Below are 24594 nucleotides of genomic sequence, written 5' to 3'. Positions count from 1 at the left end.
GTTCCGGCCGGATCGGAAGACCCTGACGGATCGCTCTCATCCTACTGTAAACACATTGTGCAATTGTATTAACTGGCGACCTCGTTCATGCTATGTTCCACGGACAAGGCGCAGACCGATTCGGTTTCGGAGGCCCCGGCCACTCCCCAGGAGGAGCGGGCGGCGCGGCATCTGCGCATGCTCGCCCGGGCGGCCGAGATCCATATGGAGATCATGGAGGCGACCCGCACCGAGGCGGTGGAGGCGCCGCAGCCCGGCGCCGACTATGGCCAGCGGATCGCCGTCGTCGCCAAGTCGCTGCGGCTGACCCTGCTGCTGGAGGACAAGTTCGCCGGCCATCGCGACGAGCGGCGCAAGGCCGCGGCCAGGCGCGAATCGGCCCAGGAGGACTGGCATGATCTGCGGGTCAAGCTGGCGATGCTGGCGGCCGCCTATGAGGTGTCAGAGGACGATGAGGAGGTCGACCGCCGCGTCGCCGAGGTGTGCGAGCGGGTCGAGCGGGTGGAGGTGGCCGAGCTGATCGCAGCCAGCCGGCCGGAGGTCGCGGTGGCCGCCTTGTGCCGGCGCTGGGGCTTCCCGCCGCAGGTGGAGCGCTGGCTCGAGATGGCTGACGAGGCCATGGAGCATTACGGCTTCATACCGCCGGAGGACGGCGAGGACGATGATCCGGAGGATCCGCCCGAGCCCCGCTCCGCCGGCGGGGGCCGCCGCAAGCCGAAGCCGCCGGACACCGGCTGAGCCGCCGGCGAACTCACCCGCTTCACCAACCTTCAGCATTCGCGAACGCAGCCTTCCACACTCCCCCTCCCCCTGCGGGAGGGGGAGAGTAGAAGGGATGGATCGGCTCGAACGGGCGGTATTCCGGAAGGGTCTCGCCAGGCGGGAGAGGCAAGGTAGATTGGGCCAGGAGGACCTACCCGGCGCGGCGGATGACCACCGGGATCGACTTGTAGGTCGGCGTGCCGCTGCGCTCGTCATAGGAGTCGAGCGCGACCAGGCCGTTGGCCTCCGGGTAGTAGGCCGCGGCCGAGCCCCGGGCGATGTCGTAGGCCACGGCGGTGACGCCGCGCAGCACCCGGGGCGGCTCGCCGGAGTCGTTCGCCACCGCCTCGACATCGACCACATCGCCATGGCCGAGGCCGAACGCCGCCAGGTCCTCCCGGTTCAGGAACACCACGTCGCGGCGGCCGGTGATGCCGCGGTAGCGGTCGTTCAGGCCATAGATCGTGGTGTTGTACTGGTCGTGGCTGCGGATGGTGGTCAGGCGCAGCGCGTCGGCCCGGGCCACGCGCGGATCCTCCTCGACCCCGGCGCAGACCAGGAAGTTGGCCTTGCCCGACGGCGTCCGCCATTCGCGCTGCGACGCCGGCACGTTCAGCCGGAACCCGCCCGGCTTGGACACCCGCTCGTTGAAGTCGAAGAAGTCGGGGAACACCGCCTCGATCTTGTCGCGGATGCGGGCGTAGTCGGCGACCAGCCAGGCCCAGTCGACCTTGGTCTGGGGCAGCGTCGCCAGCGCCAGCCCGGCGATGATCGCCGGCTCCGACCGCAGCTGGTCCGAGGCCGGGGGCAGGGCGCCGCGCGAGGCATGCACCATCGACATCGAATCCTCGACCGTGACCGACTGGGCGCCGGTCTCCTGCAGGTCGCGCTCGGTCCGGCCCAGGCAGGGCAGGATGATCGATTCCTTGGCCAGCAGCAGGTGCGAGCGATTCAGCTTGGTGGCGATGTGCACCGCCAGGTCCAGCTGGCGCATGCCGGCGAACACCGCGTCGGGGTCCGACATGGCGACGGCGAGGTTGCCGCCGAGGCAGATGATCGCCTTGGACCGGCCGTCGATGATCGCCTGCACCGATTCCACCGCGTTGTGGCCCTTCTCGCGCGGCGGATCGAAACCGAAGACGCGCTCGATCGCGTCGAGGAACGGCTTGGACGGGATCTCGGTGATGCCGACGGTGCGGTCGCCCTGCACGTTGGAATGGCCGCGCAGCGGGCAGATGCCGGCGCCCGGCCGGCCGATATTGCCGCGCAGCAGCATCAGGTTGGCCAGCTGCTGCACGTTCGAGGTGCCGTGCCGGTGCTGGGTCAGCCCCATGCCGTAGCAGACGATGACGTTCTTCGCCTTGGCATAGACCGCAGCGGCGGATTCGATGGTGTCGCGGGCCAGGCCGGACTGGGCCTCGATCACCGCCCAGGACACCGATTCCAGATCCGCGGCCAGCGCCTCGAAGCCGGTGGTGTGTTCGGCGATGAACGTCCGATCCAGCAGCCCGGGCCCGCCCACGGCGAGATCCGCGGCGTCAGCGGCCAGCAGCGCCTTCATCATGCCCTTCAGCACGGCGACGTCGCCGCCGACCTTGACCTGGTGATAGGCCGAGGCGATCGGGGTCGAGCCGAGGGTCAGCATCTCCAGCGGGTTCTGCGGCGCGGCGAAGCGCTCCAGCCCGCGCTCGCGCAGCGGGTTGAACACCACGATCGGCACGCCGCGCTTCGCCGCCTCGCGCAAAGTCGTCAGCATGCGCGGATGGTTGGTGCCCGGGTTGTGGCCGATGCAGAAGATCGCGTCGCAGAGGTCGAAATCCTCCAGCGTCACCGTGCCCTTGCCGACGCCGATCGACACCGGCAGCCCGACGCTCGTCGCCTCGTGGCACATGTTCGAGCAGTCGGGGAAGTTGTTGGTGCCGTATTCCCGGACGAAGAGCTGGTACAGGAAGGCGGCCTCGTTCGAGGCCCGGCCGGAGGTGTAGAACTCCACCATGTTCGGGTCGGCATAGCCGCGCAATCGCTCGCCGATCCGGCGGAACGCCTCGTCCCAGCCGATCGCCACATAGCGGTCGGTCGCCCGGTCATAGGCCATCGGATGGGTCAGTCGGCCCTCGTCCTCCAGCTTATGGTCGGTCCAGCTCCACAGCTCCGCGACCGGGTGCGCGGCGAAGAACTCCGGCGTGACGCGCTTGCCCGTGGTCTCCCACGACACCGCCTTGGCGCCGTTCTCGCAGAACTCGAAGGACGAGGTGTGCTTCGGGTCGGGCCAGGCGCAGCCGGGGCAGTCGAAGCCCGAGGGCTGGTTCATCCGCCTCAGCGCGCGGGTGTCCTCGGCGATCGCCATCTGGTCCTTGATCGCCCGCGCCACGGCACCGAGGGCACCCCAGCCGCCGGCGGGGCCGCCATAGGGCTTCACGCCGGGAACGTCGTTGTCTTGCGCCATCGGGTGCTCCTCGGAACCGGGGCCGGTACTATACACGCGGCAGAGCGCTGGACGGATGGGCCGCCGGGGCGGGGACCGCGGCCTCGCGGTCGGCGCCGCGCTCCTGCAGCCAGTAGCCCAGACCGACCATCAGGCCGCCGCCGACGAGGTTGCCCAGCGTCACCCAGACCAGGTTGTGCACGGCGCCGCCGAAGGTGATGGTCTCCGGATGCTCGCCCAGCAGGGCCAGGGCGAAGACGAACATGTTGGCGACCGAATGCTCGAAGCCGCAGGCGACGAAGATCGCGATCGGCCAGAAGATCAGCGCGATCTTGGCGGCGTCGTTCTCGGTGCGGCCGCACATCCAGATCGCCAAGCAGACCAGCCAGTTGCACAGCAGGCCGCGGGCGAACAGCTCGTAGCCGGGCGCCGCGATCTTGGCGGCGACGACGGCGAAGAACTCGCCGCTGCCGTCGGTCAGCAGCACGCCGCCGCCGGCCATGTGTAGCAGCGCCGCCAGCACCACCGCGCCGACCAGGTTGCCGACCCAGCAGGCGATCCAGACCCGCAGCATGTCGCCCAGGCTGCTGTCGCCGCGCAGCACGGCGAAGGGCATGTACATGGCGGTGCCGGTGAACAGCTCCGACCCGGCGAAGACCACGATGGTCAGGGCCGAGGCGAAGACCGCGCCCATCACCAGATGCGCCCAGGACGGGTCGGCATGGGCGCCGACGGTGAACATGAAGATGTCGCCGAAGCCGATATAGGCGCCGGCCAGGGCCGATCCGATCAGGAAGGCCAGCAGATGGGCCCTGACCATGCCGGCCTTGTGCGCCCCGGCCTCGGCATATTTGGCAATGGTGTCGCGGTACATCGCCGATCGTCTCCTCTACGGCGCGGAAGATCGTTCAACCATCCTCGCCGGCTAGCCGGCGACGACCGGGGTCTTGTCCTTGCGCAGCGCGTCCATCACCGCCTTGTCGAGGTTGAGATGGCCCTGCACCAGCTCCGGCGGCGTCAGCGCCAGCCACTGGTTCAACGAGACATCGGCGTAGTAGCTGCTCTTGAACATCTCGAGGAAACGTAGCGTCGTGGTGCCGGTGTTCTCGATGTAATGGCCCATGGCGAAGGGCACGTAGCCGACATCGCCGGCCACGAAGTCGATGGTGCGGGCGGACCCGACCGCGCCGAACACGCCCATGCGGGCCTGGCCTTCGATATAGTACTGCCACTCGTCGGCGTTCGGGTGCCAGTGCAGCTCCCGCATCCCGCCCGGCTCGATCTCGACCAGCGCCGCCGCGATGGTCTTGGAGGCCGGGAACACCGAGGAGTCGGTGATGCGGACCGTACCGCCCTTGGTCTTGATCGGCTCCTGCGCCAGCATCTTGTGGCTGAAGACCTGCGGCACCTGCTTCGCGCCGGCGATCTTGTCGCCCACCAGCGGGCCCGGCACCGGCAGGTTGAAGATGTAGCGCTCATGCGGGTCCGGCGTGTGGCCGAAATACTTCGGATCGACACCGAAATTCTTGCCCAGCACGTCCGTCGGCACATGCTTGAACCAGTCGCTCAGCAGGAAGGTGCCGTCCTCGTCGAATTCGCCATCGTCGAAGACGAGCAGGAACTCGCAGCCGTCCTTCCCAAGGCCCTGGATCGAATGCGGGATGCCCGAGGGGAAGTACCAGAGGTCGCCGACGCCGACATCGTCGACGAAGTTGTTGCCCGCGGCGTCGACGGCGGAGATCCGCGCCTCGCCATACAGCATGTAGGCCCATTCCGCCTGCTTGTGCCAATGCAGCTCGCGCGTGCCGCCGGCGTTCAGGCGCATGTTCACGCCGGCGATGTTCTTGGAGACGCTGAGCTCGCGGATCGTGACCTGGCGGGTCCAGCCGCCCTCCTCCTGGCGCATATGCGAGTCGGAGAAGGAATAGCGCAGGTTCTGGAACGTGCCGCTGTCGGTCCGCGGCGGGTTCAGGAAGCTCGGATTCTCCTCGTCACGCATCAGATCGCGTGGGCCGGGATCGGTGCCGCCGCGGCCGGGGGTCATCGGCTGCGGCACGGTGGTGCCCTGGGCGTTCGCGCCGGTGGCGGCGACGGCCAGGCCGCCCGCGGCCATGGTGCCGAGCGCGGCGCGGCGGGTGAACAGGGTCATATCGTCCTCCAGTCTTTCGTGGTCCCGGCTTTTCAGGAGCCGGACCGCACGTCGCGGGGCACGGGCCGACGCGGCGGCGTCATCGGATCCACGCGTCGATCGTCTTCCCGGGAGGCGGGGAGGGGGAGGTTGCGGCGGTTATTGGCCGGGGCCTCACCCGCGCCTTCGGCCAAGGTCGATTGGCACGTTGGCTCGATGGTCGGGAAGGGCGAGCCGGGCGGCAGGTTTCGGTTGTCGGGGGCCGCCCCGGCCATCGCCGGTCCGACCGTCGATGTCCCGGAAGAAAACGCCCTTTGCGGGACCGGCACCATCATATTGGCGGTTGGCTTCGTAACCGTGAGCGGTGCCATGGCCCATACCTAGGTATAGGGCTGCCGGTCAGGCCATCAGGCCGTCCGCGGGCGTTGAGCATCGGCCGGCCCACCGCCTACAGTGGGGCAGGGGCAGAGGGGCGCCGCGGCACGCCCGAAGTTGTCCGCAGCCATCCGGCCGGCCGCAGGCGTTCCGGCCGGATGTGATCGCAGGAGAGAGACCGTGGAACTGCGCAATCTGGGCCGGTCCGGCATCCGGGTCGGGCCGCTGGCCCTCGGCACCAATGTCTTCGGCTGGACCGCGGACGAGGCCGCCTCGTTCCGGGTGCTCGACGCCTTCGTCGATGCCGGGCTGAACCTGATCGATACCGCCGACTGCTATTCCTCCTGGGCGCCCGGCAACAAGGGCGGCGAGTCGGAGACCATCATCGGCCGCTGGCTGAAGCGCGGCGGCAAGCGCGACCGGGTGGTGGTCGCGACCAAGGTCGGCTGGGAGATGCCGGGCCGGCCGCAGCGCAAGGACCTGTCGCCGGCCTGGATCCGCGAGGAGGTCGAGAATTCGCTGCGCCGGCTGCAGGTCGACGTGATCGACCTGTACCAGTCGCATCACGACGATCTGGAGACGCCGCAGGAGGAGACGCTGGCGGCCCATGCCGAGCTGATCAAGGCCGGCAAGGTGCGGGCGATCGGCGCCTCGAATTTTTCAGCCGAGCGGCTGGCCTCGGCCCTGAAGCTGAGCGAAGACAGGGGCCTGCCGCGCTACGAGACGATGCAGCCGCATTACAACCTCTACGAGCGGTCGCATTACGAGGGGCCGCTGGAGGACCTGTGCCGGCGCGAGGGCATCGGCGTCATCACCTATTTCTCGCTGGCCAGCGGCTTCCTGAGCGGCAAGTACCGCAGCGAGGCCGACCTGTCGAAGAGCGCGCGCGGCGGCGGCATGAAGGACCGGCTGAACCCGCGGGGCCTGCGCATCCTCGATACGCTCGACCGGGTGGCCAAGGCGCATGGCGTCCGCCCCGCCACGGTGGCGCTGGCCTGGTTGATCGCCCGCCCCGGCATCACCGCCCCGATCGCCAGCGCCACCAGCCCGGAGCAGCTGGAGGACCAGATCGCCGCAACCCGGCTGACCCTGGCCGCGGACGAGATCCGGCTGCTGGACGAGGCGGGGAAGTAGAGCAAACCTGCAACGGGACGTAGGTTGGGTTCGCAGTCGCGAACCCAACCTTGCTACGGAATTCCACCCAGCGGGCGGAGAGTGCTCACCCCGGCCGGCGTGACAGGGGCAGGCGGACCCCCGGCTCGGGCTGCTCCTGCAGGACCTCGCGGCGGAAGCGGACCAGACGGGCCGGGCGGCCGCCGGTGCCGCCGGCGACCTCGCCGGTCTCCTCCACCAGCCCCTGGCTGTCGACCAGGCGGCGGAAGTTCGGGGCGTGCAGGCGCAGCCCGGCCAGCGCCTCGACCGTGCGCTGCAGCTGCGACAGGGTGAAGGTCGGCGGCATCAGCTCGAACACCACCGGCCGGTACTTGATCTTGCCGCGCAGCCGGCCGATCGCGGTGGCCAGGATGCGGCGATGATCGGCCGCCATCGGTGCCCCCTCGGCCAGGGCCGGGCAGGCGGGACGATTACCGTCGCCCGGGGCGTCCTGATGCGCCTCGGCGGCCAGCCCGGCCTCGTACATCAGCTCGTAGCGCTCCAGCACCCGCTCCTCGCCCCAGGGCAGGCCGCCGAGGCCGAAGGCGAGGCGCAGCCGGGCCTCGCGCCGCCGCCGCTCCGGCTCGGCCGCTGCCGCCTCGACCCAGCCGGCCAGCGCCGTTTCGATCCGGTCCAACAGCTCCGGGCGGCCGCCGCGGCGGTCCTCCCAGGGGAAGTGGCGGTACCAGTCGCTCCATGAGGAGTCGCCGGCCGGCGCCGCCTCGCGCAGCAGCGCCAGATAGCCGACCGACAGCACCCGGCCCGGCCCGGCCAGGTGCCGGTCGCGGTCGCCGAAGGTGTAGAGCTGCTCGACATAGCCGAGCGGCTGCCCGGTCTGGGCCTCGACCCAGGCGCGCAACCCCAGCTCCAGCGTCCGGTGCTGCGGCTCCAGCGGGCCGGCGGGCAGGGCCTCGACCCCGCCCGGCCCGCGCAGCGCCAGCACCCGCGGCGTCTCCCCGGCCACCGCCACCACCACGGCGGACAGGTCGACCGTCACCCGGTCCTGGGCGGCCCGGCTCTGGGGCCCTCGGGCCTGGGGGGAATTCGGCGCCCGCTGCGCCCTGGCCGTCACGCCGGCCATCGTGGATCGGAAGCCTCGACTCGCATGCGGCCAGGATAGCATGCGCGGGCGTCCGTTCGGTGACGAGTCGCGACCGGCGCGTCAGCCTGCCTGCTGCGGCTGCAGCCGGGGCCGCCGCAGCCCGGTCGCGGTCACCAGCACGGCCAGCGCCGTGGCGGCGACCGGGACCAGCAGCGCGGCCTGCAGCGCCTCCAGCCGGCCGGCCGGCGACAGGTCCGCCCCCAGGCTGTAGACGCTGATCGCGCTGACCGCGGACAGGCCCAGCGCCGCGCCGAACTGGAAGGCGGTGTTGAACAGGCCGCCGGCCAGCCCCTGCTCGTCCGCGGCGATACCGTCCGTCGCCGCGATCGTCAGCGGGCCGTAGGCCAGGGCGAAGGCAAGGCCCAGCAGGATCATGGTCGGGAACATGCTGGCATAGGTCCAGTCCAGGCTGATGCGCAGGAACAGCGCGTAGGACAGGACGGCCAGCACCAGCCCGCCCAGCACCACCCGCGCATGGCCGAAGCGGGACACCAGCTTCGGCGTCAGCGTCGGCGCCAGGATCGCGTCGACGCTGATCACCAGCAGGGCGAAGCTCGTCTCCAGCGCCGTCCAGCCGCGCAGCTCCTGCAGATACAGCGACACCAGGAACTGGAAGCCGAAGAAGGCACCGGCGAACAGCAGCGCGCTGAGATTGGCGCGGACCAGCGACCCGGCGCGCAGGAGGCCGAGGCGGACCAGCGGCGTGTCCGTCCGTCGCTCGATCGCGACGAACAGCAGCGCCAGCACCAGGCTGGCGGCGAAGGCGGCCAGGGTCCAGGGCAGGCCCTCGCCGGGATGCTCCAGCCGGGTGACGGCATAGGCGGCGGCCAGCATGGCGCCGGTCAGGGTGACCGCGCCCGGCATGTCGAAGCGGCCGCCGGCGCGCCGGCCGTCATCCGCGATCAGCCGGGGCGCCAGGGCCAGGATCAGCGCCGACAGGATCACCGGCGCGAAGAACACCCAGCGCCAGCTGATCGCCAGCAGGAAGCCGCCGGCCACCAGCCCCAGCGAGAAGCCGGCGGAGGCGGTGGCGGCGTAGATCAGCACCGCCTTGTTGCGCTGCGGCCCCTCGGCGAAGTTGGTGGTGATCAAGGCCAGCCCGGCCGGCGTCATGAAGGCCGCGGCCACGCCGGTGACGAAGCGGGCTACCAGCAGCATCCAGCCTTCGGTGGCGAAGCCGCCGAGGCCGGAGAACACCAGGAAGACGCCCAGCGCGGCCAGGAACATCCGCCGCTTGCCGAACAGGTCGGCGGCGCGGCCGCCCAGCAGCATGAAGCCGGCGTAGCCGAGGACATAGGCGCTGACCACGGCGCTCAGCGTCGTGGTCGACAGGCCGAGCTCGGCCCGGATCGCCGGCAGGGCGACGTTCAGCATCGCCACGTCGATGCCTTCCAGGAAGATCGCGCCGCACAGGATCAGAAGGGCGCCCCGGGCACGGGCGCTCATGGGCACGGCCGCCGCATCGGCGGAGGGTGGGGAGGTCGACATGACCGGCTCCTCTCGGTTGGGTCTATATGGTGAGGAAACCGCATGCCAGTGAGTGCACGGCCTGTCAGTTCCCTATTGTAACCATGACGGAGATAAGGCATGCTCCGGCCCCATGGAAGAAGGCACTTCAAACTCACCGAGGCACTGCTGCCGCACCGATCTCGGCGACGACGTGGTGCAGTGGGATACCCGCGAGGATTGCGAGGTGCGGCAGATCCTCGACCGGATCGCCGACAAATGGTCGCTGCTGGTGATCTCGCTCCTGGAGAAGCGCACGCTGCGCTTCACCGAGCTGCGCAAGACCATCGACGGCGTCAGCCAGCGGATGCTGACCACGACGCTGCGCCAGCTCGAGCGCGACGGCATCGTCGAGCGGACGGTGCACCCGGTGGTCCCGCCGCGGGTCGACTACGCGCTGACGCCGCTCGGCTGCACGCTGCACGAGACGATCAAGGCGCTGGTGGTCTGGACCGAGAGCAACCAGGCCGAGATCGCCGCCGCCCGCGCCCGCTACGACACCCGCCAGGCGGAGCGTTAGCGCGGGACGCCACGGCCCTGGCCAGGGAAGACGAGGCTATAGCCGTTGGCCAGCCGCAGCCGGCTTGGGGAAAGGGAGGCCGCGCCCGGTTTCGAAACCGGTCCACTCCTTCAGGGCGACCGCCAACTCCGATCTTGCCGCTTGATCGAAGCACCGCTTCGGCAGGGTATGTGCGTAGTTCTCCTCATAGAGGAAGTAGTAGCGCTCGACGTCTTCCTTGATGTCGACGACGCCGTCCCAGGCCACGCGGGCCGTGAAGTTACCCGAGGCGATGTCGTAGCCGTCGCGGTCGAGCAGCATCGTGACCGGGCGGTCGATCATGACGCGGCTCTGGAAGAAGCCTCTCCAGAACCCGCGGACCAGGGATCGGGCGGGCCGGTACGTCAGGGCGGCGACAACGCCTCCGGCGAGCACAGAACCGACCACGATGGCGGCCGCGAGGCCGATGTCGCCGCGCTGCCAGGGGCCGTAAGCGAAAGCCGGGGCGATGAAAAAGACAGGAAGCAGGACGTAGGCTGCGTAGAGCCCGAATGTCGTTCGCGAAGACCTGAGCCGCCGCATGGCGTACATGTCTTCAAACTCCATCGTGAACTCGGCCCTGAAGAATCCAGGCTCCTGGGCTCGGCCGTGCCAAAGATGGGGTTTGTTGCTGGAGGACATCGGTTCTCCTCGTCACGAGAACGGCCGGCAGCGGCATTCTTGCAAGATCATCGTGTCCCACGATAGCACGGCCAAGCGCCGGCTCGGGTCTCTCCCGGAGGGGATATATACCGATCGGGGAGGGCAGGGGCGTCGAGCCGCGGCTTGACAGGCCGGCGCAGGCGGTGTCACTGACCGGCGTTTCACGCCCGCGTTTCCAAGGTCCGAGAGCGATCCCATGCACGCCTACCGCACCCACACCTGCGGCCAGCTCCGTCCCGAACAGGCCGGCGAGACCGTCCGCCTGTCGGGCTGGGTCCATCGCAAGCGCGACCATGGCAATCTCTTGTTCCTCGACCTGCGCGACCATTACGGCCTGACGCAATGCGTGGTCGACACCGACAGCCCGCATTTCGCGGCGGCCGAGGCGGTGCGGGTCGAAAGCGTCGTCACCATCACCGGCACCGTGGTCCGGCGCAGCGCCGAGACCGCCAACGACAAGCTGCCGACCGGCGGCATCGAGGTGCGGATCGACGACTTCGTGCTGCAGTCGGCCGCCCAGGTGATCCCGCTGCAGGTGGCGTCGGACGAGGATGCCGGCGAGGACATCCGCCTGCGCCACCGCTTCCTCGACCTGCGCCGGCAGAAGATGCAGCGCAACATCGTGCTGCGCAGCGAAGTCATCTCCTCGATCCGCCGCCGCATGATCAGCCAAGGCTTCCGTGAGTTCCAGACGCCGATCCTGACGGCGTCGAGTCCCGAGGGCGCGCGCGACTTCCTGGTGCCGGCGCGCCAGCACCCCGGCAAGTTCTACGCCCTGCCGCAGGCACCGCAGCAGTTCAAGCAGCTGCTGATGGTGGCCGGCTTCGACCGCTACTTCCAGATCGCGCCCTGCTTCCGCGACGAGGACAGCCGCGCCGACCGGTCCCCCGGCGAGTTCTACCAGCTCGATTTCGAGATGAGCTACGTCACCCAGGAGGACGTGTTCCAGGCGATCGAGCCGGTGCTGCGCGGCGTGTTCGAGGAGTTCTCGGACTTCACCGGGACGAAGCGGGCGGTCACCGCCGGCGCCTTCCCGCGCATCCCCTATGCCGAGTCGATGCTGAAATACGGCAACGACAAGCCGGACCTGCGCAACCCGCTGGTGATCACCGACGTCACCGCCGTCTTCGCCCGCGAGGACGTGACCTTCCGCGCCTTCAAGGGCGTGATCGAGAAGGGCGGCGTGGTGCGCGCCATCCGCGCGCCGAAGGTGGCCGACCGCCCGCGCAGCTTCTTCGACAAGCTGAACGGCTGGGCGCAGGAGCAAGGGGCGCCCGGCCTCGGCTACGTCGTGTTCGAGGCCGGCGCCGGCAAGGGCCCGATCGCCAAGTTCCTGGAGCCGGGCGCCCAGGCCGCGTTGCGCGAGGCCACCGGCGCCGGGGACGGCGACGCAGTGTTCTTCGTCGCCGACCTGGAGGCCGCGGCCGCCAAGCTGGCCGGTTTCGCCCGCACGAAGATCGGGCAGGAGCTGGAGCTGATCGACCCGGACCGCTACGAGTTCTGCTGGATCGTCGACTTCCCGATGTACGAGCTGAACGAGGAGACCGGGCAGATCGATTTCAGCCACAACCCGTTCTCGATGCCGCAGGGCGGGCTGGAGGCGCTGGAGACGCAGGATCCGCTGACCATCAACGCGTTCCAGTACGACATCGTCTGCAACGGCATCGAGCTGTCCTCGGGCGCGATCCGGAACCACAAGCCGGAGATCATGATCAAGGCCTTCGAGATCGCCGGCTATGGGCGCAACGAGCTCGAGGCCAAGTTCGGCGGCATGCTGTCGGCCTTCCGCTTCGGCGCCCCGCCGCATGGCGGCTCGGCCCCCGGCATCGACCGCATCGTCATGCTGCTGGCGGACGAGCCGAACATCCGCGAGGTCATCGCCTTCCCGATGAACCAGCGCGCCGAGGACCTGCTGATGGGCGCCCCGGCCGAGGTCGACGCGGCCCGGCTGAAGGAGCTGCACATCAAGCTGGACCTGCCGAAGAAGGCCGGCTGAGGCGCGAGGCGCCGTCGCGCTTGCGTCGGCCGGCGGCTCGGGCTCAGATGGGATATGTCCCGCATCGCACCATCCGCCGCCTTCGTCCTCCTGCTGCTGTCCGGCGCGGCCCAGGCCGCCCCGGCGGTGGCGCTGCAGCCGCACCGGGCGGTGTACTCCCTGACCCTCGACATGACGCGCGGGCAACGCAGCGTGATCTCGATCGAGGGCCAGATGGAGTATCGCTGGGCCACGGCCTGCGACGGCTCCAGCTTCGAGCAGAACTACCAGGTGGATATGGTCTATGCCTCGGGCGACACGCTGACCCGCAAGACCCGCTACGCCGGCTGGGAATCCGCCGACGGGCACGAGCTGACCTACAATCTCAGCTCCTCGACCAATGGCGAGGACAAGGAGGACATCCGCGGCACGGCGCGGCTGGATGGCGCGGCGGGCGGCGACGCCGTGTTCAAGACCCCGGCCGACCTGAAGCAGGCGCTGCCGGCCGGCAGCCTGTTCCCGACCACGCATATGCAGCGGCTGGTCGAGGCGATGCGGCAGGGCCGGCCGATCTTCACCGCCGGCTTCTTCGACGGCAGCTCCACCGACGGGCCGCAATATGTCAGCGTCGCGATCGGCCGCACCCAGCCGGGCGACCCGGCGGCCGACACGCTGCGCCGAGGCCCCTCGCACCCGATCGTCATGGCGTTCTTCACCGTCGGCAAGGCCGACAAGGACAAGAGCGCGGAGCAGCCCGAATACGAGCTGCACCAGCGCCTGTTCGAGAACGGCATCGCCGACCGCATCGTCATCGACTACGGCGACTTCGCCATGGCGGCGAAGCTGGACACGCTGGAGCCGATTGCCGCGCCGCGCTGCGATTGAGCGTCAGGCGCCCAGCCGGTCCGACACCACCGACCAGTTGACCAGGGTCTCCAGCACCGCTTTGACGTGGTCGGCGCGGCGGTTCTGGTAGTCGAGATAGTAGGCGTGCTCCCAGACGTCGATGCCGAACAGCGGCTGGCCGCCATGGGCGAAGGGTGAGTCGGCGTTCGAGGTGCCGACCAGCTCCAGCTTGCCGGCATCGGCCACCAGCCAGACCCAGCCGCTGCCGAACACCTTGCCGGCGGCGTCGGTGGTGGCCTTGACCAGCCCGGCCTGGTCGCCGAAGGATTCGCCGATGGCGTCGGCCAGCCGGCCCTGCGGCGCCTTCGGCCCGCCGGGCGTGAACTGGTCCCAATACAGGTTGTGGTTCCAGGCCTGGCCGGCCTGGTTGAACACCGCCGCATCCTTGGCCGCGGCCGACTTCACCACCACCTCGGCCAGGGTCATCGATTCGTAGGGCGTGCCGGCCGCCAGCTTGTTCAGCGCGTCGAAATAGGCCTTGTGGTGCTTGCCGTAGTGCAGGCCGACGGTCTCGGCGCCGATGGTCGGCGCCAGCGCTTCCTCCTTGAACGGCAGCGGCGGCTGCTTGAACGGGCCGGACGCCGGGGCCGCCGCGGTCTGGGCCAAGGCCGGGGCGCCGATCCGGACGGCGGTGGCGGCGAGGGCGGCGGCACCGCCCAGCGTCAGGGCTTCACGTCGGTTCATCGCAAGGCTTCCTCGGTTGGGCGCCGGCCGCGCCGGCGGATCGCGTGACAGCAGATGGGGCGCAGTCTTCTCCCGACCAGGGGGCGGCGCCCAGCCCGCATCTGAGCCCGCGACGGAAGGACGCGACGGCCCTATCCCGGGCGGCGCGGCAGGCCGGAGCGGCCCTTGGTGATGGCGTCGGGGCCCAGCTTGCGGCGCATCTCGTCCATCGCCTCCTCGACCGCGCGGCGGCGGGCAGGGGCGGGGTCCAGCAGGTCCGGCGGGTCGGCCAGGCGGCCTTCGACCAGGTCGGTGCAGCCGATGCCGATCAGCCGGAAGGCCTCGCCGGACGCCGCCTGCTCCACCATCGGCACGGCGACGCGCCAGATGGTCTCGGCCAGCTGGGTCGGGTCGGCCAGGCGGTGGCTGCGGGTCAGCTGCCGGAAGCCGGCGGTCTTCAGCTTCAGCACCACGGTGCCGCCGGCCAGATCGTGCTTCTTCAGCCGGGCGGCGACGGTCTCGCACAGCGGCCACAGCTCGCGCAGCAGCGCCTGCGAATGCTGGATGTCGGTGGCGAAGGTGGTCTCGGCCGAGACGCTCTTGGTCTCGCCATCCGGGTCGACCGGCCGCTGGTCCTCGCCGCGGGCGTAGCGGTAGAGGCGCCGGCCGAACACGCCGAAGCGGCGAACCAGCGCGCCCTCGTCCAGCCGGCGCAGGTCGCCGACGGTGCGGATGCCGTCGCTGAACAGCTTCTCGCGCATCACCTTGCCGACGCCGGGGATGATGCCGGCCGGCTTGTCGGCCAGGAAGGCCATGGCGTCGGCCCGGCCGATCACGGCGAAGCCGCGCGGCTTGTCCAGGTCGGACGCGATCTTGGCCAGCATCTTGTTCGGCGCCAGGCCGATCGACAGGGTGACGCCGATCTCGCGCTCGACCCGGCGGGCGATGGCGGCACAGGTCTCGGCCGGGCTGCTTCCGTGCAGCGCCTGGGTGCCGGACAGGTCGAGGAAGGCCTCGTCCAGCGACAGCGGCTCGACCTTCGGCGTCGCGGCCAGGAACAGGGCCCGGATCTGCCGGCTGACCGCGGCGTATTTCGCCATGTCCGGGCGCAGCACCACGGCGTCGGGGCAGGCCTCCAGCGCCTTGAACATCGGCATCGCCGAGCGGACGCCGTAGAGCCGGGCGACGTAGCAGGCGGCGGAGACCACGCCGCGCACCCCGCCGCCGACGATCACCGGCCGGTCCGCCAGCTCCGGCCGGTCGCGCTTCTCCACCGTGGCGTAGAAGGCGTCGCAGTCGAGATGGGCGATGCTCAGCGCGTGCAGCTCGGCATGCCGGATCAGGCGCGGCGACCCGCAGCGGGTGCAGCGCCGCGCGCCCGGCGGCGGATGCGTGCCGCAGTCCCGGCACAGGCCGGGCAGCAGGCTGGCCCGGTCCGGCTTCGGGGTCATCGGGCTGGCCGCGATGCCAGGATGGGATCGGACATGGCGCCATTGTACCCGTTTTGTACCGGATACGCACGGGTCACCGGCGGTGGCGCTCCGGAACGGCGCTGCCGCAGACCGGCGCTGCAGCCTTTACAAGGGGGAGGGCCCGGCCGATTCTGCCTTCTGGGGGCATCGGACTCGGATGCCGGGGGGCGGGGCCATGCCGAAGACCGTGCTGATCGTCGAGGACAACGACCTCAACCGGAAGCTGTTCATCGACGTGCTCGAGGCCAATGGCTACGCCACGGTCGGCACCGACAGCGCGTCGGAGGTGATGGCGCTGGCGCGGGCGCACCGGCCCGACCTGATCCTGCTCGACATCCAGCTGCCCGAGATCTCGGGGCTGGAGGTGACGAAATGGCTCAAGGCCGACCCGGAGCTGGCGGCGATCCCGGTGATCGCGGTGACGGCGCTGGCGATGAAGGGCGACGAGGCGATGGTGCGCGCCGGCGGCTGCGACGACTACATCTCGAAGCCGATCAGCGTCGCCGGTTTCATTGCCACGGTGCGCCGCCATCTCGATTGAGGCCGGCTGAACGCAGGCAAGCAAAAAGCCCCGCCGCCGGCGGGGCCTGATCGGTCAAGCGAAGAGCGGCATCCGGTCGGGCGACCGGACGGCGTTCCTTACTTGATCTTGCCTTCCTTGAACTCGACATGCTTGCGCACGACCGGGTCGTACTTCTTCAGCGTCAGCTTCTCGGTCTTGGTCTTCGGGTTCTTCGTGGTGACGTAGAAGAAACCGGTGTCCGCGGTGCTGTTCAGGCGGATCTTGATGGTGCTCGGCTTGGCCATGATGCTGGTCCCAATATGACTCTGCTCGGCGCCGCATCACGGGCCGGGAAGCGCGCACCATAACGTCCGCGCCGCCCGAGTCAAGTGCGCTGGTGTCTCGTCCTCCCTTTGGCCGTCATTCCCGCGCAAGCGGGACTCTCCTTCCGTTGGGCTGGGACGAGATCCCCGCTTTCGCGGGGATGACGAGGTTTTGGGAGGTGGGAACGCCCGGCCGGTCACCCGGTGTCGGGCGGCTTCGGCTCCCGGTAGGCGGCGTCGAAGTCGATGCCGAGCGAGGCGCAGAGGCGGCGGGCGGCCCGCATCGGGGGCTCGGCGTCGATCAACGCCTCGACGTCGGGCTCCTGGAGCCGGGCCTCCAGCCCGGCCCGGAGGGCGGGGACCCGGTCGGGGGCGATGCCGTCGAGCGTGTGCTGCATCAGCTCGTGCAGCCGGGCCCGGCGCCGCTTGCGGATCGTGGCCGGGGTGGTGGCGGCCGGCGGCGGAAAGGGCTGGTCCGACCAGTCGGTGGCCCGGCGGCTCCATTGCTCGGACAGGCGGAGGCCGCAGGCCAGGCCGGCGATGACCGAGCCGACCGGCCGGTCCTCGACCCGGTCCTCCTCGTCGCCGTAGAGCTCGTCGAGCTGGTCGCGCATCTCGGTGATGCGGAATTCGGCCTCCTCGAGATCCCGGGTCGACCCGGCGGCATCCCAGATCAGGGCGAAGAGGGTCTCGGTGACATGGCTACGCTGGCGGGCGCGGCGGGCCTTGCGGTCGGCCTTGTCGCCGCCGCAGAGGTCGGCGGCGGCGCGGGCCCGCAGCGCCAGGGCCCGCTGCACCGTGCGGGCATGGCGGGCGAAGGCCAGGCCGTGGTCCACGGTCGCCGGGGCAGCGGCCCGGCGCGCCTCAGCCTCGGGCGGCCCGGCCTCGGGTGGCTCGGCCTCAGGCCGCTCGGCCTGGGCGATGGCCTTGGCACCCTCGGCCTCGACCAGCCGCATGCCGATCTCGGCGATGCGCGTCAGCATGCCGATCTGCTGCAGCGCGAGGCTGCGGCAATGGGCCTGGACGTCGAGATCGGAGTCCGCACCTCTTTTCATAGAACATATCATGAACGAGATCGGGCGAGCGCGCAATAAGACATTGCGTTCACGACCGATCCTCGGGCCAGGGCGGAGTGGCAGGCCGGGTCGCGGCCCTCGGATCAAGTCCGGGGGCGCGCCGAGCCCGCCTTGGGCTACAGCAGGAAGTCGCTTGCGGTCAGGGCGTGGTCGGAGGTGACGTTGATGGCGAGGTCGGGCGCCTTGTCGCCATTGGCGTCGACATAGACCACCTGGATCGCCCCTGCCGTTACCACCCGCAACTCGCCGGCCTGGCCGGTGAACCCGCCGGTGCCGAAGGTGAAGGCGGTGTCGCCGTTTTCGGAGTTTCCATCGGCGTCGATCGCCGACAAGTCGATCTTGTCGCCGGTCGTGAAGTCCCGGATCGTGTCCTTGCCGAGGCCGGAGACCGCGCTGTCGGACAAGGCCGTGTAGACGAAGCGGTCGGCGCCGGCCCCGCCCTTCAGCGCATCGCCGCCGTCGCCACCGGTGAGCACGTCGTCGCCGGCCATGCCCCAGAGCGTGTTGGCGTTGGCGTCGCCGGTCAGGGTGTCGGCGAAGCCCGAGCCGATCGCCTGCTCGATGCTGCTGAGCGTGTCGCCCGCGGCGTCGTCGCCGGAGACGGCGCCCGTCCCGAGATCGACCGACACGCCGGCGGCCGAGCCGAGATAGCTCGCGGTGTCGACGCCCGACCCGCCGATCAGCGCATCGGCCCCGCCGGCCCCTTCAAGCGTGTCGTTGCCGTCGCCGCCGTCGAGCTGGTCGTCGCCTGCGCCGCCATAGACATTGTCATCGCCGGCCTCGCCGAAGACTAGGTCGTTCTCGCGGCCGGCGTCCACCGAGTCGTTGTCGTTGCCGCCATGGATGGTGTCGACCCCGGCGCCGCCGACCAGCCGGTCGGCACCGTCGCCGCCGGAGAGGTTGTCGCTGCCGTCCTCGCCGGAGAGCACGTCGTCGCCGCCATTACCGGCGAGGGTGTCATCGCCGAGCTCGCCGCCGATGATGTTGCGGGCGTTGTCGCCGGTCAGCTGGTCGTCGTGGCTCGACCCGTACAGGTTCTCGATGCTGGTCAGCACGTCGCCCCCGGCGTCGCCGCCGGTGGCAGTGTGGTTCAGCAGGTCGACATTCACCGCCGCTGCCGAGCCCTGGTAATTGGCGAAGTCCGAGCCGGCGCCGCCGTCGAGGGCGTCGGCGCCCGCGCCGCCGCGGAGTTGGTCGCCGCCGCCGCCGCCGCTCAGCGCATTGACGTTGCCGTCGCCGTACAGCCGGTCGACGAAGCTCGACCCGAAGATGTTCTCGATGTTGGTCAGCGTGTCGCCCTGGGCATCGCCGCCCGTGCCGGTGCCGACCGTGAGGTCGACGACCACCCCGGCGGATGACGCGGCATAGAAAGCGATGTCCACCCCGGCGCCGCCGTCCAGCGCATCGGCCCCAGCGCCGCCGACGAGCAGGTCGTCCCCGCCGGCTCCGGTGAGGGTGTTGGCCCCGGCATTGCCGGTCAGGGTGTCGGCGAAGTTCGAGCCGGAGAGATTCTCGATGCTGTTGAAGGTGTCGCCAGCGGCATCGCCGCCCGTGGCGGTGTTGGTCGCGAGGTTGACCGTGACGCCCGCGGCGGAGGCGGCATAGGAGGCGGTGTCGCTGCCGGCCCCGCCTCGCAAGGTGTCCGCGCCGCCGCGGCCCGCCAGAACGTCGTCACCGGCGCCGCCGTCCAGGACATTGGCCCCGGCCTCGCCATTGATCGTATCGGCGAAGGCCGAGCCGACGATGTTCTCGATGCTGCTGAAGCTGTCGCCCTGGGCATCGCCGCCCGACGTGGTGCCGGTCGTGAGGCTGAGCGAGACGCCCGCGGCCGAGGCGGCGTAGGAGGCGGTGTCGCTGCCGTTGCCGCCTTGCAGCGCGTCGGCGCCGCCGAGGCCCTGGAGCGTGTCGTTGCCGTCGCCCCCGGCCAGGGTGTTGGCCCCGGCGTCGCCGGTCAGGGTGTCGGCCAAGGCCGATCCGGTCAGGTTCTCGATGCCGGACAGGGTGTCGCCCGCCGCGTCGCCGCCCGAGGCGGCGCCGTTGACCGTGACCACGACCGCGGCCGCCGAGGCGGCATAGGAGGCGGTGTCGATGCCGTTGCCGCCCTGCAGCGTGTCGGCGCCGCCGAGGCCCTGGAGGGTGTCGTTGCCGTCACCCCCGGCCAGGGTGTTGGCCCCGGCGTCGCCGGTCAGGGTGTCGGCCAAGGCCGATCCGGTCAGGTTCTCGATGCCGGACAGGATGTCGCCTGCAGCGTTGCCGCCCGAGGCGGCGCCGTTGACCGTGACCACGACCGCGGCACTGGACCCGGCGTAGCTCGCCGTGTCGGTGCCGGCGCCACCGGTCAGCACGTTCACAGCAGTGCTGCCGACCAGCGTGTCGTTGAAGGCCGAGCCGATGATGTTCTCGATCGCCGTCAGCGTGTCGCCCTGGGCATCGCCGCCCGTGCCGGTGCCGGCCGCGAGGTTGACCGTGACGCCCACGGCCGAGGCGGCATAGGTTGCCGTGTCGATGCCCGTGCCGCCATTCAGCGCGTCGGCCCCGGCACCGCCGACGAGCAGGTCGTCCCCGCCGGCGCCGCTGAGGGCGTTGGCCCCGGCATTGCCGGTCAGGGTGTCGGCCTGGTTCGAGCCGGAGAGGTTCTCGATGCTGTTGAAGGTATCGCCCTCGGCATCGCCGCCGGTGGCGGTGTTGGTGGCGAGGTTGACCATGACGCCCGCCGACGCGATGTAGTCGGCCGTGTCGCTGCCGGCCCCGCCTTGCAGGATGTCCGCGCCGCCGCGGCCCGCCAGCAGGTCGTCGCCGGCGCCGCCATCCAGGACATTCGCCCCGGCCCCGCCATTGATCGTATCGGCGAAGGCCGAGCCGATGATGTTCTCGATGCTGCTGAAGCTGTCGCCCGCGGCGTCGCCGCCCGAGGTGGTGCCGCTCGAGAGGCTGAGCGAGACGCCTGCGGCGGAGGCGGCGTAGGAGGCGGTGTCGGTGCCGTTGCCGCCCTGCAGCGCATCGGCGCCGCCGAGGCCCTGGAGCGTGTCATTGCCGTCGCCGCCGGCCAGGACATTGGCCCCGGCGTCGCCGGTCAGCGTGTCATTCAGCGCCGATCCAATCAGGTTCTCGATGGCCGTCAGGGTATCGCCCGCGGCATCGCCGCCCGAGGCGGCGCCGTTGACCGTGACCACGACCGCGGCGGCCGAGGCGGCGTAGGAGGCGGTATCGGTGCCGGCGCCGCCCTGCAGCGCATCGGCGCCGCCGAGGCCCTGGAGCGTGTCGTTGCCGTTGCCGCCGGCCAGGGTGTTGGCTCCGGCGTCGCCGGTCAGCGTGTCGGCGAAGGCCGATCCGGTCAGGTTCTCGATGCCGGACAGGGTGTCGCCCGCGGCGTCGCCGCCCGAGGCGGCACCGTTGACCGTGACCACGACCGCGGCGGCCGAGGCGGCGTAGGAGGCGGTGTCGATGCCGTTGCCGTCCTGCAGCGCATCGGCGCCGCCGAGGCCCTGGAGCGTGTCGTTGCCGTCGCCCCCGGCCAGGATGTTGGCCACGGCGCTGCCGGTCAGCGTGTCGGCGAAGGCCGAGCCGACCAGGATCTCGATGGTCGCCAGCGTGTCGCCCTGGGCGTCGCCGCCCGTGCCGGTCCCGGTCAGCAGGTTGACCGCGACCGCGGCGGCCGAGGCGGCGTAGGTCGTCGTGTCGATGCCGGCGCCGCCGTTCAGCGCATCGGCGCCGGCGCCGCCGACGAGCAGGTCGTCCCCGCCGGCGCCGCTGAGGGCGTTGGCCCCGGCATTGCCGGTCAGGGTGTCGGCCAGGTTCGAGCCGGAGAGGTTCTCGATGCTGCTGAAGGTGTCGCCCTGGGCATCGCCGCCGGTTGCGGTGCCGGCCGCGAGGTTGACCGTGACGCCCGCGGCGGAGGCGGCATAGTCGAGCGTGTCGCTGCCGGTCCCGCCTTGCAGGGTGTCGGCGCCGCCGCGGCCCGACAGCACATCATCGCCGGCGCCGCCATCCAGGACATTGACCCCGGCACTGCCGTTGATCTGGTCGGCGAAAGCCGAGCCGATGATGTTCTCGACGCCGCTGAAGCTGTCGCCCTGGGCATCGCCGCCCAGGGCGGTGTTGGTCGAGAGGCTGACCGCGATGCCCGCGGCCGAGGCGGCATAGGTCGCCGTGTCGGTGCCCGCGCCGCCGATCAGCGTGTCCGCCCCGGCGCCGCCGTTGAGCAGGTCATCCCCGGCGACGCCGTCGAGGATGTTGGCCCCGGCGTTGCCGGTCAGGGTGTCGGCCTGGTTCGAGCCGGAGAGATTCTCGATGCTGTCGAAGCTGTCGCCGGTGGCATCGCCGCCCGTGGCGGTGTTGGCGGCGAGGTTGATCGTGACGCTGCCGGTCGCGATGTAATAGGCCGTATCGCTGCCGGCCCCGCCGCGCAGGACGTCCGCACCGGCGCGGCCCGCGAGCCTGTCGTCGCCGGCACCGCCATCCAGCACATTCGCCCCGGCCTGGCCGTTGATGTCGTCGGCGAAGGCCGAGCCGAGGACGTTCTCGATGCTGCTGAAGCTGTCGCCCGCGGCATCGCCGCCCGAGGTGACGCCGCTCGTGAGGCTGAGATTGACGCCCGCGGCGGAGGCGGCATAGGAGGCGGTATCGGTGCCGTTGCCGCCCTGCAGCACGTCGGCGCCGGCGCCGCCCTGAAGCGTATCGTTGCCGTCGCCGCCGGCCAGGATGTTGGCCACGGCGCTGCCGGTCAGCGTGTCGGCGAAGGCCGAGCCGACCAGGGTCTCGATGCCGGTCAGCGTGTCGCCCTGGGCGTCGCCGCCCGTGCCGGTCCCGGTCAGCAGGTTGACCGCGACCGCGGCGGCCGAGGCGGCGTAGGAGGCGGTGTCGCTGCCGGCCCCGCCCTGCAGGTTGTCGGCGCCGGCGCCGCCCTGGAGCGTGTCGTTGCCGTCGCCGCCGGCCAGGATGTTGGCCACGGCGCTGCCGGTCAGCGTGTCGGCCAGGGCCGAGCCGACCAGGGTCTCGATGCTCGCCAGCGTGTCGCCCTGGGCGTCGCCGCCCGTTCCGGCCCCGGTCAGCAGGTTGACCACGACCGCGGCCGCCGAGGCGGCATAGGAGGCGGTGTCGCTGCCGGCCCCGCCCTGCAGCGCGTCGGCGCCGCCGAGGCCCTGGAGCGTATCGTTGCCGTCGCCGCCGCCGAGGGTGTTGCCATAGGTGTTGCCGGTCAGGATGTCGGCGAAGGCCGATCCAACGAGATTCTCGATCCCGTGATAATGATCGCCTTCGGCATCGCCGCCCGTGCCGGTGCTGTTCGTCAGATTGGCCTGCACGCCGGCGCTCGAGGTGTCGTAGGTGACCGTATCGAAGCTAAAGCCGCCAAACCCGTCGCCTTCGAAGGTGTCGCTGCCAGCTCCGCCGGAGAGCAGGTCGTCGCCGCCGCCGCCTGTGAGATCGTCGTTCCCGCCCAGGCCGCGGAGCGTGTCGTTGCCGCTGCCGCCGGCGAGGATATTGGCCCCGGCGGTGCCGATCAGCGTGTCGGCGAGGTTCGAGCCGATGAGATTCTCGATGGAGGTCAGCGTGTCGCCCTGGGCGTCGCCCCCGGTGCCGGTGCCGGCCGTCAGATTGACGGTCACCCCGGCGGCGGACGCGGCGTAGGTCGCCGTGTCGACGCTGAAGCTGCCGTTCAGCACGTCGGCGCCGGCTCCGCCGTCGAGCAGGTCGCTGCCGCCGCCGCCATTGAGAGTGTTGGCCCCGGCGTCGCCGGTCAGGATGTCGGCCTGGCTCGAACCGGTGAGGTTCTCGATGCTGGTGAAGGTGTCGCCCGTAGCCTCGCCCCCGGACGCGGTGCTGGTGGCCAGGTTGACGGTCACCCCGACGCTGGAACCACCATAGGTGATGGTGTCGATACCGGTGCCGCCGTTCAGCACGTCGCCGAGGTTGCCGCCTTCGAGAACGTCGTTGCCGGCACCGCCATTGAGCGTGTCCGTGCCGCTGCCGCCGATGCCGGCGAAATTATCGCCGTACAGCGAGTCGTTGGCATCGAGGCCATTGAGGGTGTCGTTGCCGCCGCCCCCGGCCAGGATGGTGCTGACGGCCTGGTTGGCGGTCTGGATGTCGTTGAAGCCCGAGCCCAGGATCCACTCGATGCCGGAGAGGGTGGCGCCCCCGGTCCCGGTCCCGGTCAGGGTCCCGGCGACCAGGTTGACGGTGAGGGCCGAACCCCAGACGCGGAGGTCGAAGATGTCGGCGCTGCCGGCGCCGCCATCCAGCGTGTCGCCGCCGCCGCTGAGCTGGACGTAGTCGTCGCCGGTGCCGCCGCTGATCACGTTGTGGCCGCTGTCGCCGGCCAGCTGGTCGTTGAAGGCGCTGCCGATCAGGTTCTCGAAGCCGCTCATGGTGTCGCCCTGGGCCTCGCCCCCTCCGGCGGCGGCGTTCAGGGCCACCTGAACGCCCGAGGTGGCGTTGGCGTAGGTGAGCGTGTCGATGCCGGCGCCGCCGCTCATGGCGTCGGCGCCCGCGCCTCCCCAGATGACGTCGTTGCCGCCGAGGCCGGACAGCGTGTCATTGCCGGCGCCGCCATTGATGATATCGATGCCGTCGGGGTTGGCCGGATTGCCCGGATCGGTCCCGGTGAGGGTGTCGTTGCCGGCGGTGCCGTTGAGGGTCTGGGTCACGGGTCGTCCTCCTGCCTTCGGAGCGCCGCCGCCGAATATTTGGAGGAGCGGCCGAGCTGTGAAATGCGCCCGGCTGGCCCGGGACTCAGAATGAGAAAAATTTAGCAGACGTTTTGCATACTCAGGTAGGGCAAAATCGTCAGGATTGATCGTTCATTGCCGTGGAGGCGACGAGTATCCGGACGCTGGAGCATGATGGTTCGAGGTTTAGATCGCCCCAATGTGCTCGGCAGGGGCAACAGGATTTCGGGCGTATCGCGTTGCCTCTCCCGCCTGGTGGGACCTTTCGGAATAGGAGAGCCCGCTCCTTTTTAGTCCCCCTCCCCTTGCGGGAGGGGGCAGGGGGAGGGGTCTGGGCGCGGCCCCCCGCGGATGGGGA

17 protein-coding genes are annotated in these 24594 nt (G+C 70.5%); 6 read left to right on the top strand and 11 right to left on the bottom strand.

Features of this window, described 5'->3' with window-relative positions; genetic code table 11:
- Positions 1-87: 87 nt before the first annotated feature.
- Positions 88-738, top strand: a complete 651-nt coding sequence (locus tag AAHM41_RS15115) for a hypothetical protein (RefSeq protein ID WP_342237381.1) — start codon at positions 88-90, stop codon at positions 736-738.
- A gap of 175 nt (positions 739-913) precedes the next feature.
- Here AAHM41_RS15115 and AAHM41_RS15110 read toward each other — a convergent pair whose 3' ends face one another.
- Genes AAHM41_RS15110 through AAHM41_RS15100 form a run of 3 tightly spaced genes read right to left on the bottom strand, consistent with a single transcriptional unit; the run spans position 914 to position 5336 of the window.
- Positions 914-3208, bottom strand: coding sequence for an FdhF/YdeP family oxidoreductase (locus tag AAHM41_RS15110; protein WP_342237380.1), 2295 nt, complete (start codon positions 3206-3208; stop codon positions 914-916).
- A 28-nt stretch (positions 3209-3236) separates the two neighbouring features.
- The gene (locus AAHM41_RS15105) at positions 3237-4061 is read right to left on the bottom strand and encodes a formate/nitrite transporter family protein (RefSeq protein WP_342237379.1); all 825 of its coding nucleotides are present in this window, start codon (positions 4059-4061) and stop codon (positions 3237-3239) included.
- A 51-nt stretch (positions 4062-4112) separates the two neighbouring features.
- Positions 4113-5336 (bottom strand): oxalate decarboxylase family bicupin, encoded by a 1224-nt coding sequence (locus AAHM41_RS15100; RefSeq protein ID WP_342237378.1) that lies wholly within the window; start codon positions 5334-5336, stop codon positions 4113-4115.
- A gap of 534 nt (positions 5337-5870) precedes the next feature.
- Here AAHM41_RS15100 and AAHM41_RS15095 point away from each other — a divergent pair.
- Positions 5871-6824 carry an aldo/keto reductase gene (locus tag AAHM41_RS15095; RefSeq protein WP_342237377.1) on the top strand — a complete coding sequence of 318 codons (954 nt, stop codon included), beginning with the start codon at positions 5871-5873 and terminating at the stop codon, positions 6822-6824.
- An 85-nt stretch (positions 6825-6909) separates the two neighbouring features.
- Here the strand turns inward: AAHM41_RS15095 and AAHM41_RS15090 are convergent, their stop codons facing one another.
- Together AAHM41_RS15090 and AAHM41_RS15085 are read right to left on the bottom strand one after the other, a co-directional pair.
- Positions 6910-7923: an NUDIX hydrolase gene (locus AAHM41_RS15090; protein ID WP_342237376.1), complete on the bottom strand. Its 1014-nt coding sequence runs from the start codon at positions 7921-7923 to the stop codon at positions 6910-6912.
- Positions 7924-8004: 81 nt separating this feature from the next.
- The gene (locus AAHM41_RS15085) at positions 8005-9432 is read right to left on the bottom strand and encodes an MFS transporter (protein ID WP_342237375.1); all 1428 of its coding nucleotides are present in this window, start codon (positions 9430-9432) and stop codon (positions 8005-8007) included.
- Positions 9433-9604: 172 nt separating this feature from the next.
- On the opposite strand from AAHM41_RS15085, the gene AAHM41_RS15080 reads away from it, so the two are divergent.
- Positions 9605-9970 (top strand): winged helix-turn-helix transcriptional regulator, encoded by a 366-nt coding sequence (locus AAHM41_RS15080; RefSeq protein ID WP_342237374.1) that lies wholly within the window; start codon positions 9605-9607, stop codon positions 9968-9970.
- Positions 9971-10006: 36 nt separating this feature from the next.
- Here the strand turns inward: AAHM41_RS15080 and AAHM41_RS15075 are convergent, their stop codons facing one another.
- Positions 10007-10630: a YcxB family protein gene (locus tag AAHM41_RS15075; RefSeq protein ID WP_342237373.1), complete on the bottom strand. Its 624-nt coding sequence runs from the start codon at positions 10628-10630 to the stop codon at positions 10007-10009.
- Between the two features lie 217 nt (positions 10631-10847).
- On the opposite strand from AAHM41_RS15075, the gene aspS reads away from it, so the two are divergent.
- Both aspS and AAHM41_RS15065 read left to right on the top strand, forming a co-directional pair.
- Positions 10848-12647 carry an aspartate--tRNA ligase gene (gene aspS / locus AAHM41_RS15070; RefSeq protein WP_342237372.1) on the top strand — a complete coding sequence of 600 codons (1800 nt, stop codon included), beginning with the start codon at positions 10848-10850 and terminating at the stop codon, positions 12645-12647.
- Positions 12648-12701: 54 nt separating this feature from the next.
- Positions 12702-13511, top strand: coding sequence for an EipB family protein (locus AAHM41_RS15065; protein WP_342237371.1), 810 nt, complete (start codon positions 12702-12704; stop codon positions 13509-13511).
- Between the two features lie 3 nt (positions 13512-13514).
- Here the strand turns inward: AAHM41_RS15065 and AAHM41_RS15060 are convergent, their stop codons facing one another.
- A complete protein-coding gene (locus AAHM41_RS15060; RefSeq protein WP_342237370.1) occupies positions 13515-14216 on the bottom strand; it encodes a superoxide dismutase in 702 nt (233 codons plus the stop codon).
- Positions 14217-14347: 131 nt separating this feature from the next.
- On the bottom strand, positions 14348-15646 hold the full coding sequence (locus AAHM41_RS15055; protein WP_342237369.1) for a DNA polymerase IV: 1299 nt from the start codon (positions 15644-15646) through the stop codon (positions 14348-14350).
- Between the two features lie 196 nt (positions 15647-15842).
- On the opposite strand from AAHM41_RS15055, the gene AAHM41_RS15050 reads away from it, so the two are divergent.
- The gene (locus AAHM41_RS15050) at positions 15843-16208 is read left to right on the top strand and encodes a response regulator (RefSeq protein ID WP_342237368.1); all 366 of its coding nucleotides are present in this window, start codon (positions 15843-15845) and stop codon (positions 16206-16208) included.
- A 98-nt stretch (positions 16209-16306) separates the two neighbouring features.
- Here AAHM41_RS15050 and rpmG read toward each other — a convergent pair whose 3' ends face one another.
- The 3 genes from rpmG to AAHM41_RS15035 all read right to left on the bottom strand — a co-directional run bounded on the left by rpmG (position 16307) and on the right by AAHM41_RS15035 (position 24215).
- The gene (gene rpmG / locus AAHM41_RS15045; RefSeq protein ID WP_342237367.1) at positions 16307-16474 is read right to left on the bottom strand and encodes a 50S ribosomal protein L33; all 168 of its coding nucleotides are present in this window, start codon (positions 16472-16474) and stop codon (positions 16307-16309) included.
- A gap of 215 nt (positions 16475-16689) precedes the next feature.
- A complete protein-coding gene (locus AAHM41_RS15040) occupies positions 16690-17547 on the bottom strand; it encodes a hypothetical protein (protein WP_342237366.1) in 858 nt (285 codons plus the stop codon).
- A 137-nt stretch (positions 17548-17684) separates the two neighbouring features.
- Positions 17685-24215: a hypothetical protein gene (locus AAHM41_RS15035; RefSeq protein ID WP_342237365.1), complete on the bottom strand. Its 6531-nt coding sequence runs from the start codon at positions 24213-24215 to the stop codon at positions 17685-17687.
- Positions 24216-24594: the final 379 nt, after the last annotated feature.

The organism is Inquilinus sp. OTU3971, from assembly GCF_038440215.1.
The sequence above is the reverse complement of the archived record's forward strand: the minus strand, read 5'-3'. Positions and strand labels throughout refer to the sequence as shown.

Coding starts and splice junctions, on each gene's coding strand:
- AAHM41_RS15115 (WP_342237381.1), top strand. CDS start 88: ATGCTATGTTCCACGGACAAGGCGCAGACCGATTCGGTTTCGGAGGCC.
- AAHM41_RS15110 (WP_342237380.1), bottom strand. CDS start 3,208: ATGGCGCAAGACAACGACGTTCCCGGCGTGAAGCCCTATGGCGGCCCC.
- AAHM41_RS15105 (WP_342237379.1), bottom strand. CDS start 4,061: ATGTACCGCGACACCATTGCCAAATATGCCGAGGCCGGGGCGCACAAG.
- AAHM41_RS15100 (WP_342237378.1), bottom strand. CDS start 5,336: ATGACCCTGTTCACCCGCCGCGCCGCGCTCGGCACCATGGCCGCGGGC.
- AAHM41_RS15090 (WP_342237376.1), bottom strand. CDS start 7,923: ATGGCCGGCGTGACGGCCAGGGCGCAGCGGGCGCCGAATTCCCCCCAG.
- AAHM41_RS15085 (WP_342237375.1), bottom strand. CDS start 9,432: ATGTCGACCTCCCCACCCTCCGCCGATGCGGCGGCCGTGCCCATGAGC.
- AAHM41_RS15075 (WP_342237373.1), bottom strand. CDS start 10,630: ATGTCCTCCAGCAACAAACCCCATCTTTGGCACGGCCGAGCCCAGGAG.
- aspS (WP_342237372.1), top strand. CDS start 10,848: ATGCACGCCTACCGCACCCACACCTGCGGCCAGCTCCGTCCCGAACAG.
- AAHM41_RS15065 (WP_342237371.1), top strand. CDS start 12,702: ATGTCCCGCATCGCACCATCCGCCGCCTTCGTCCTCCTGCTGCTGTCC.
- AAHM41_RS15060 (WP_342237370.1), bottom strand. CDS start 14,216: ATGAACCGACGTGAAGCCCTGACGCTGGGCGGTGCCGCCGCCCTCGCC.
- AAHM41_RS15055 (WP_342237369.1), bottom strand. CDS start 15,646: ATGACCCCGAAGCCGGACCGGGCCAGCCTGCTGCCCGGCCTGTGCCGG.
- AAHM41_RS15050 (WP_342237368.1), top strand. CDS start 15,843: ATGCCGAAGACCGTGCTGATCGTCGAGGACAACGACCTCAACCGGAAG.
- rpmG (WP_342237367.1), bottom strand. CDS start 16,474: ATGGCCAAGCCGAGCACCATCAAGATCCGCCTGAACAGCACCGCGGAC.
- AAHM41_RS15040 (WP_342237366.1), bottom strand. CDS start 17,547: ATGAAAAGAGGTGCGGACTCCGATCTCGACGTCCAGGCCCATTGCCGC.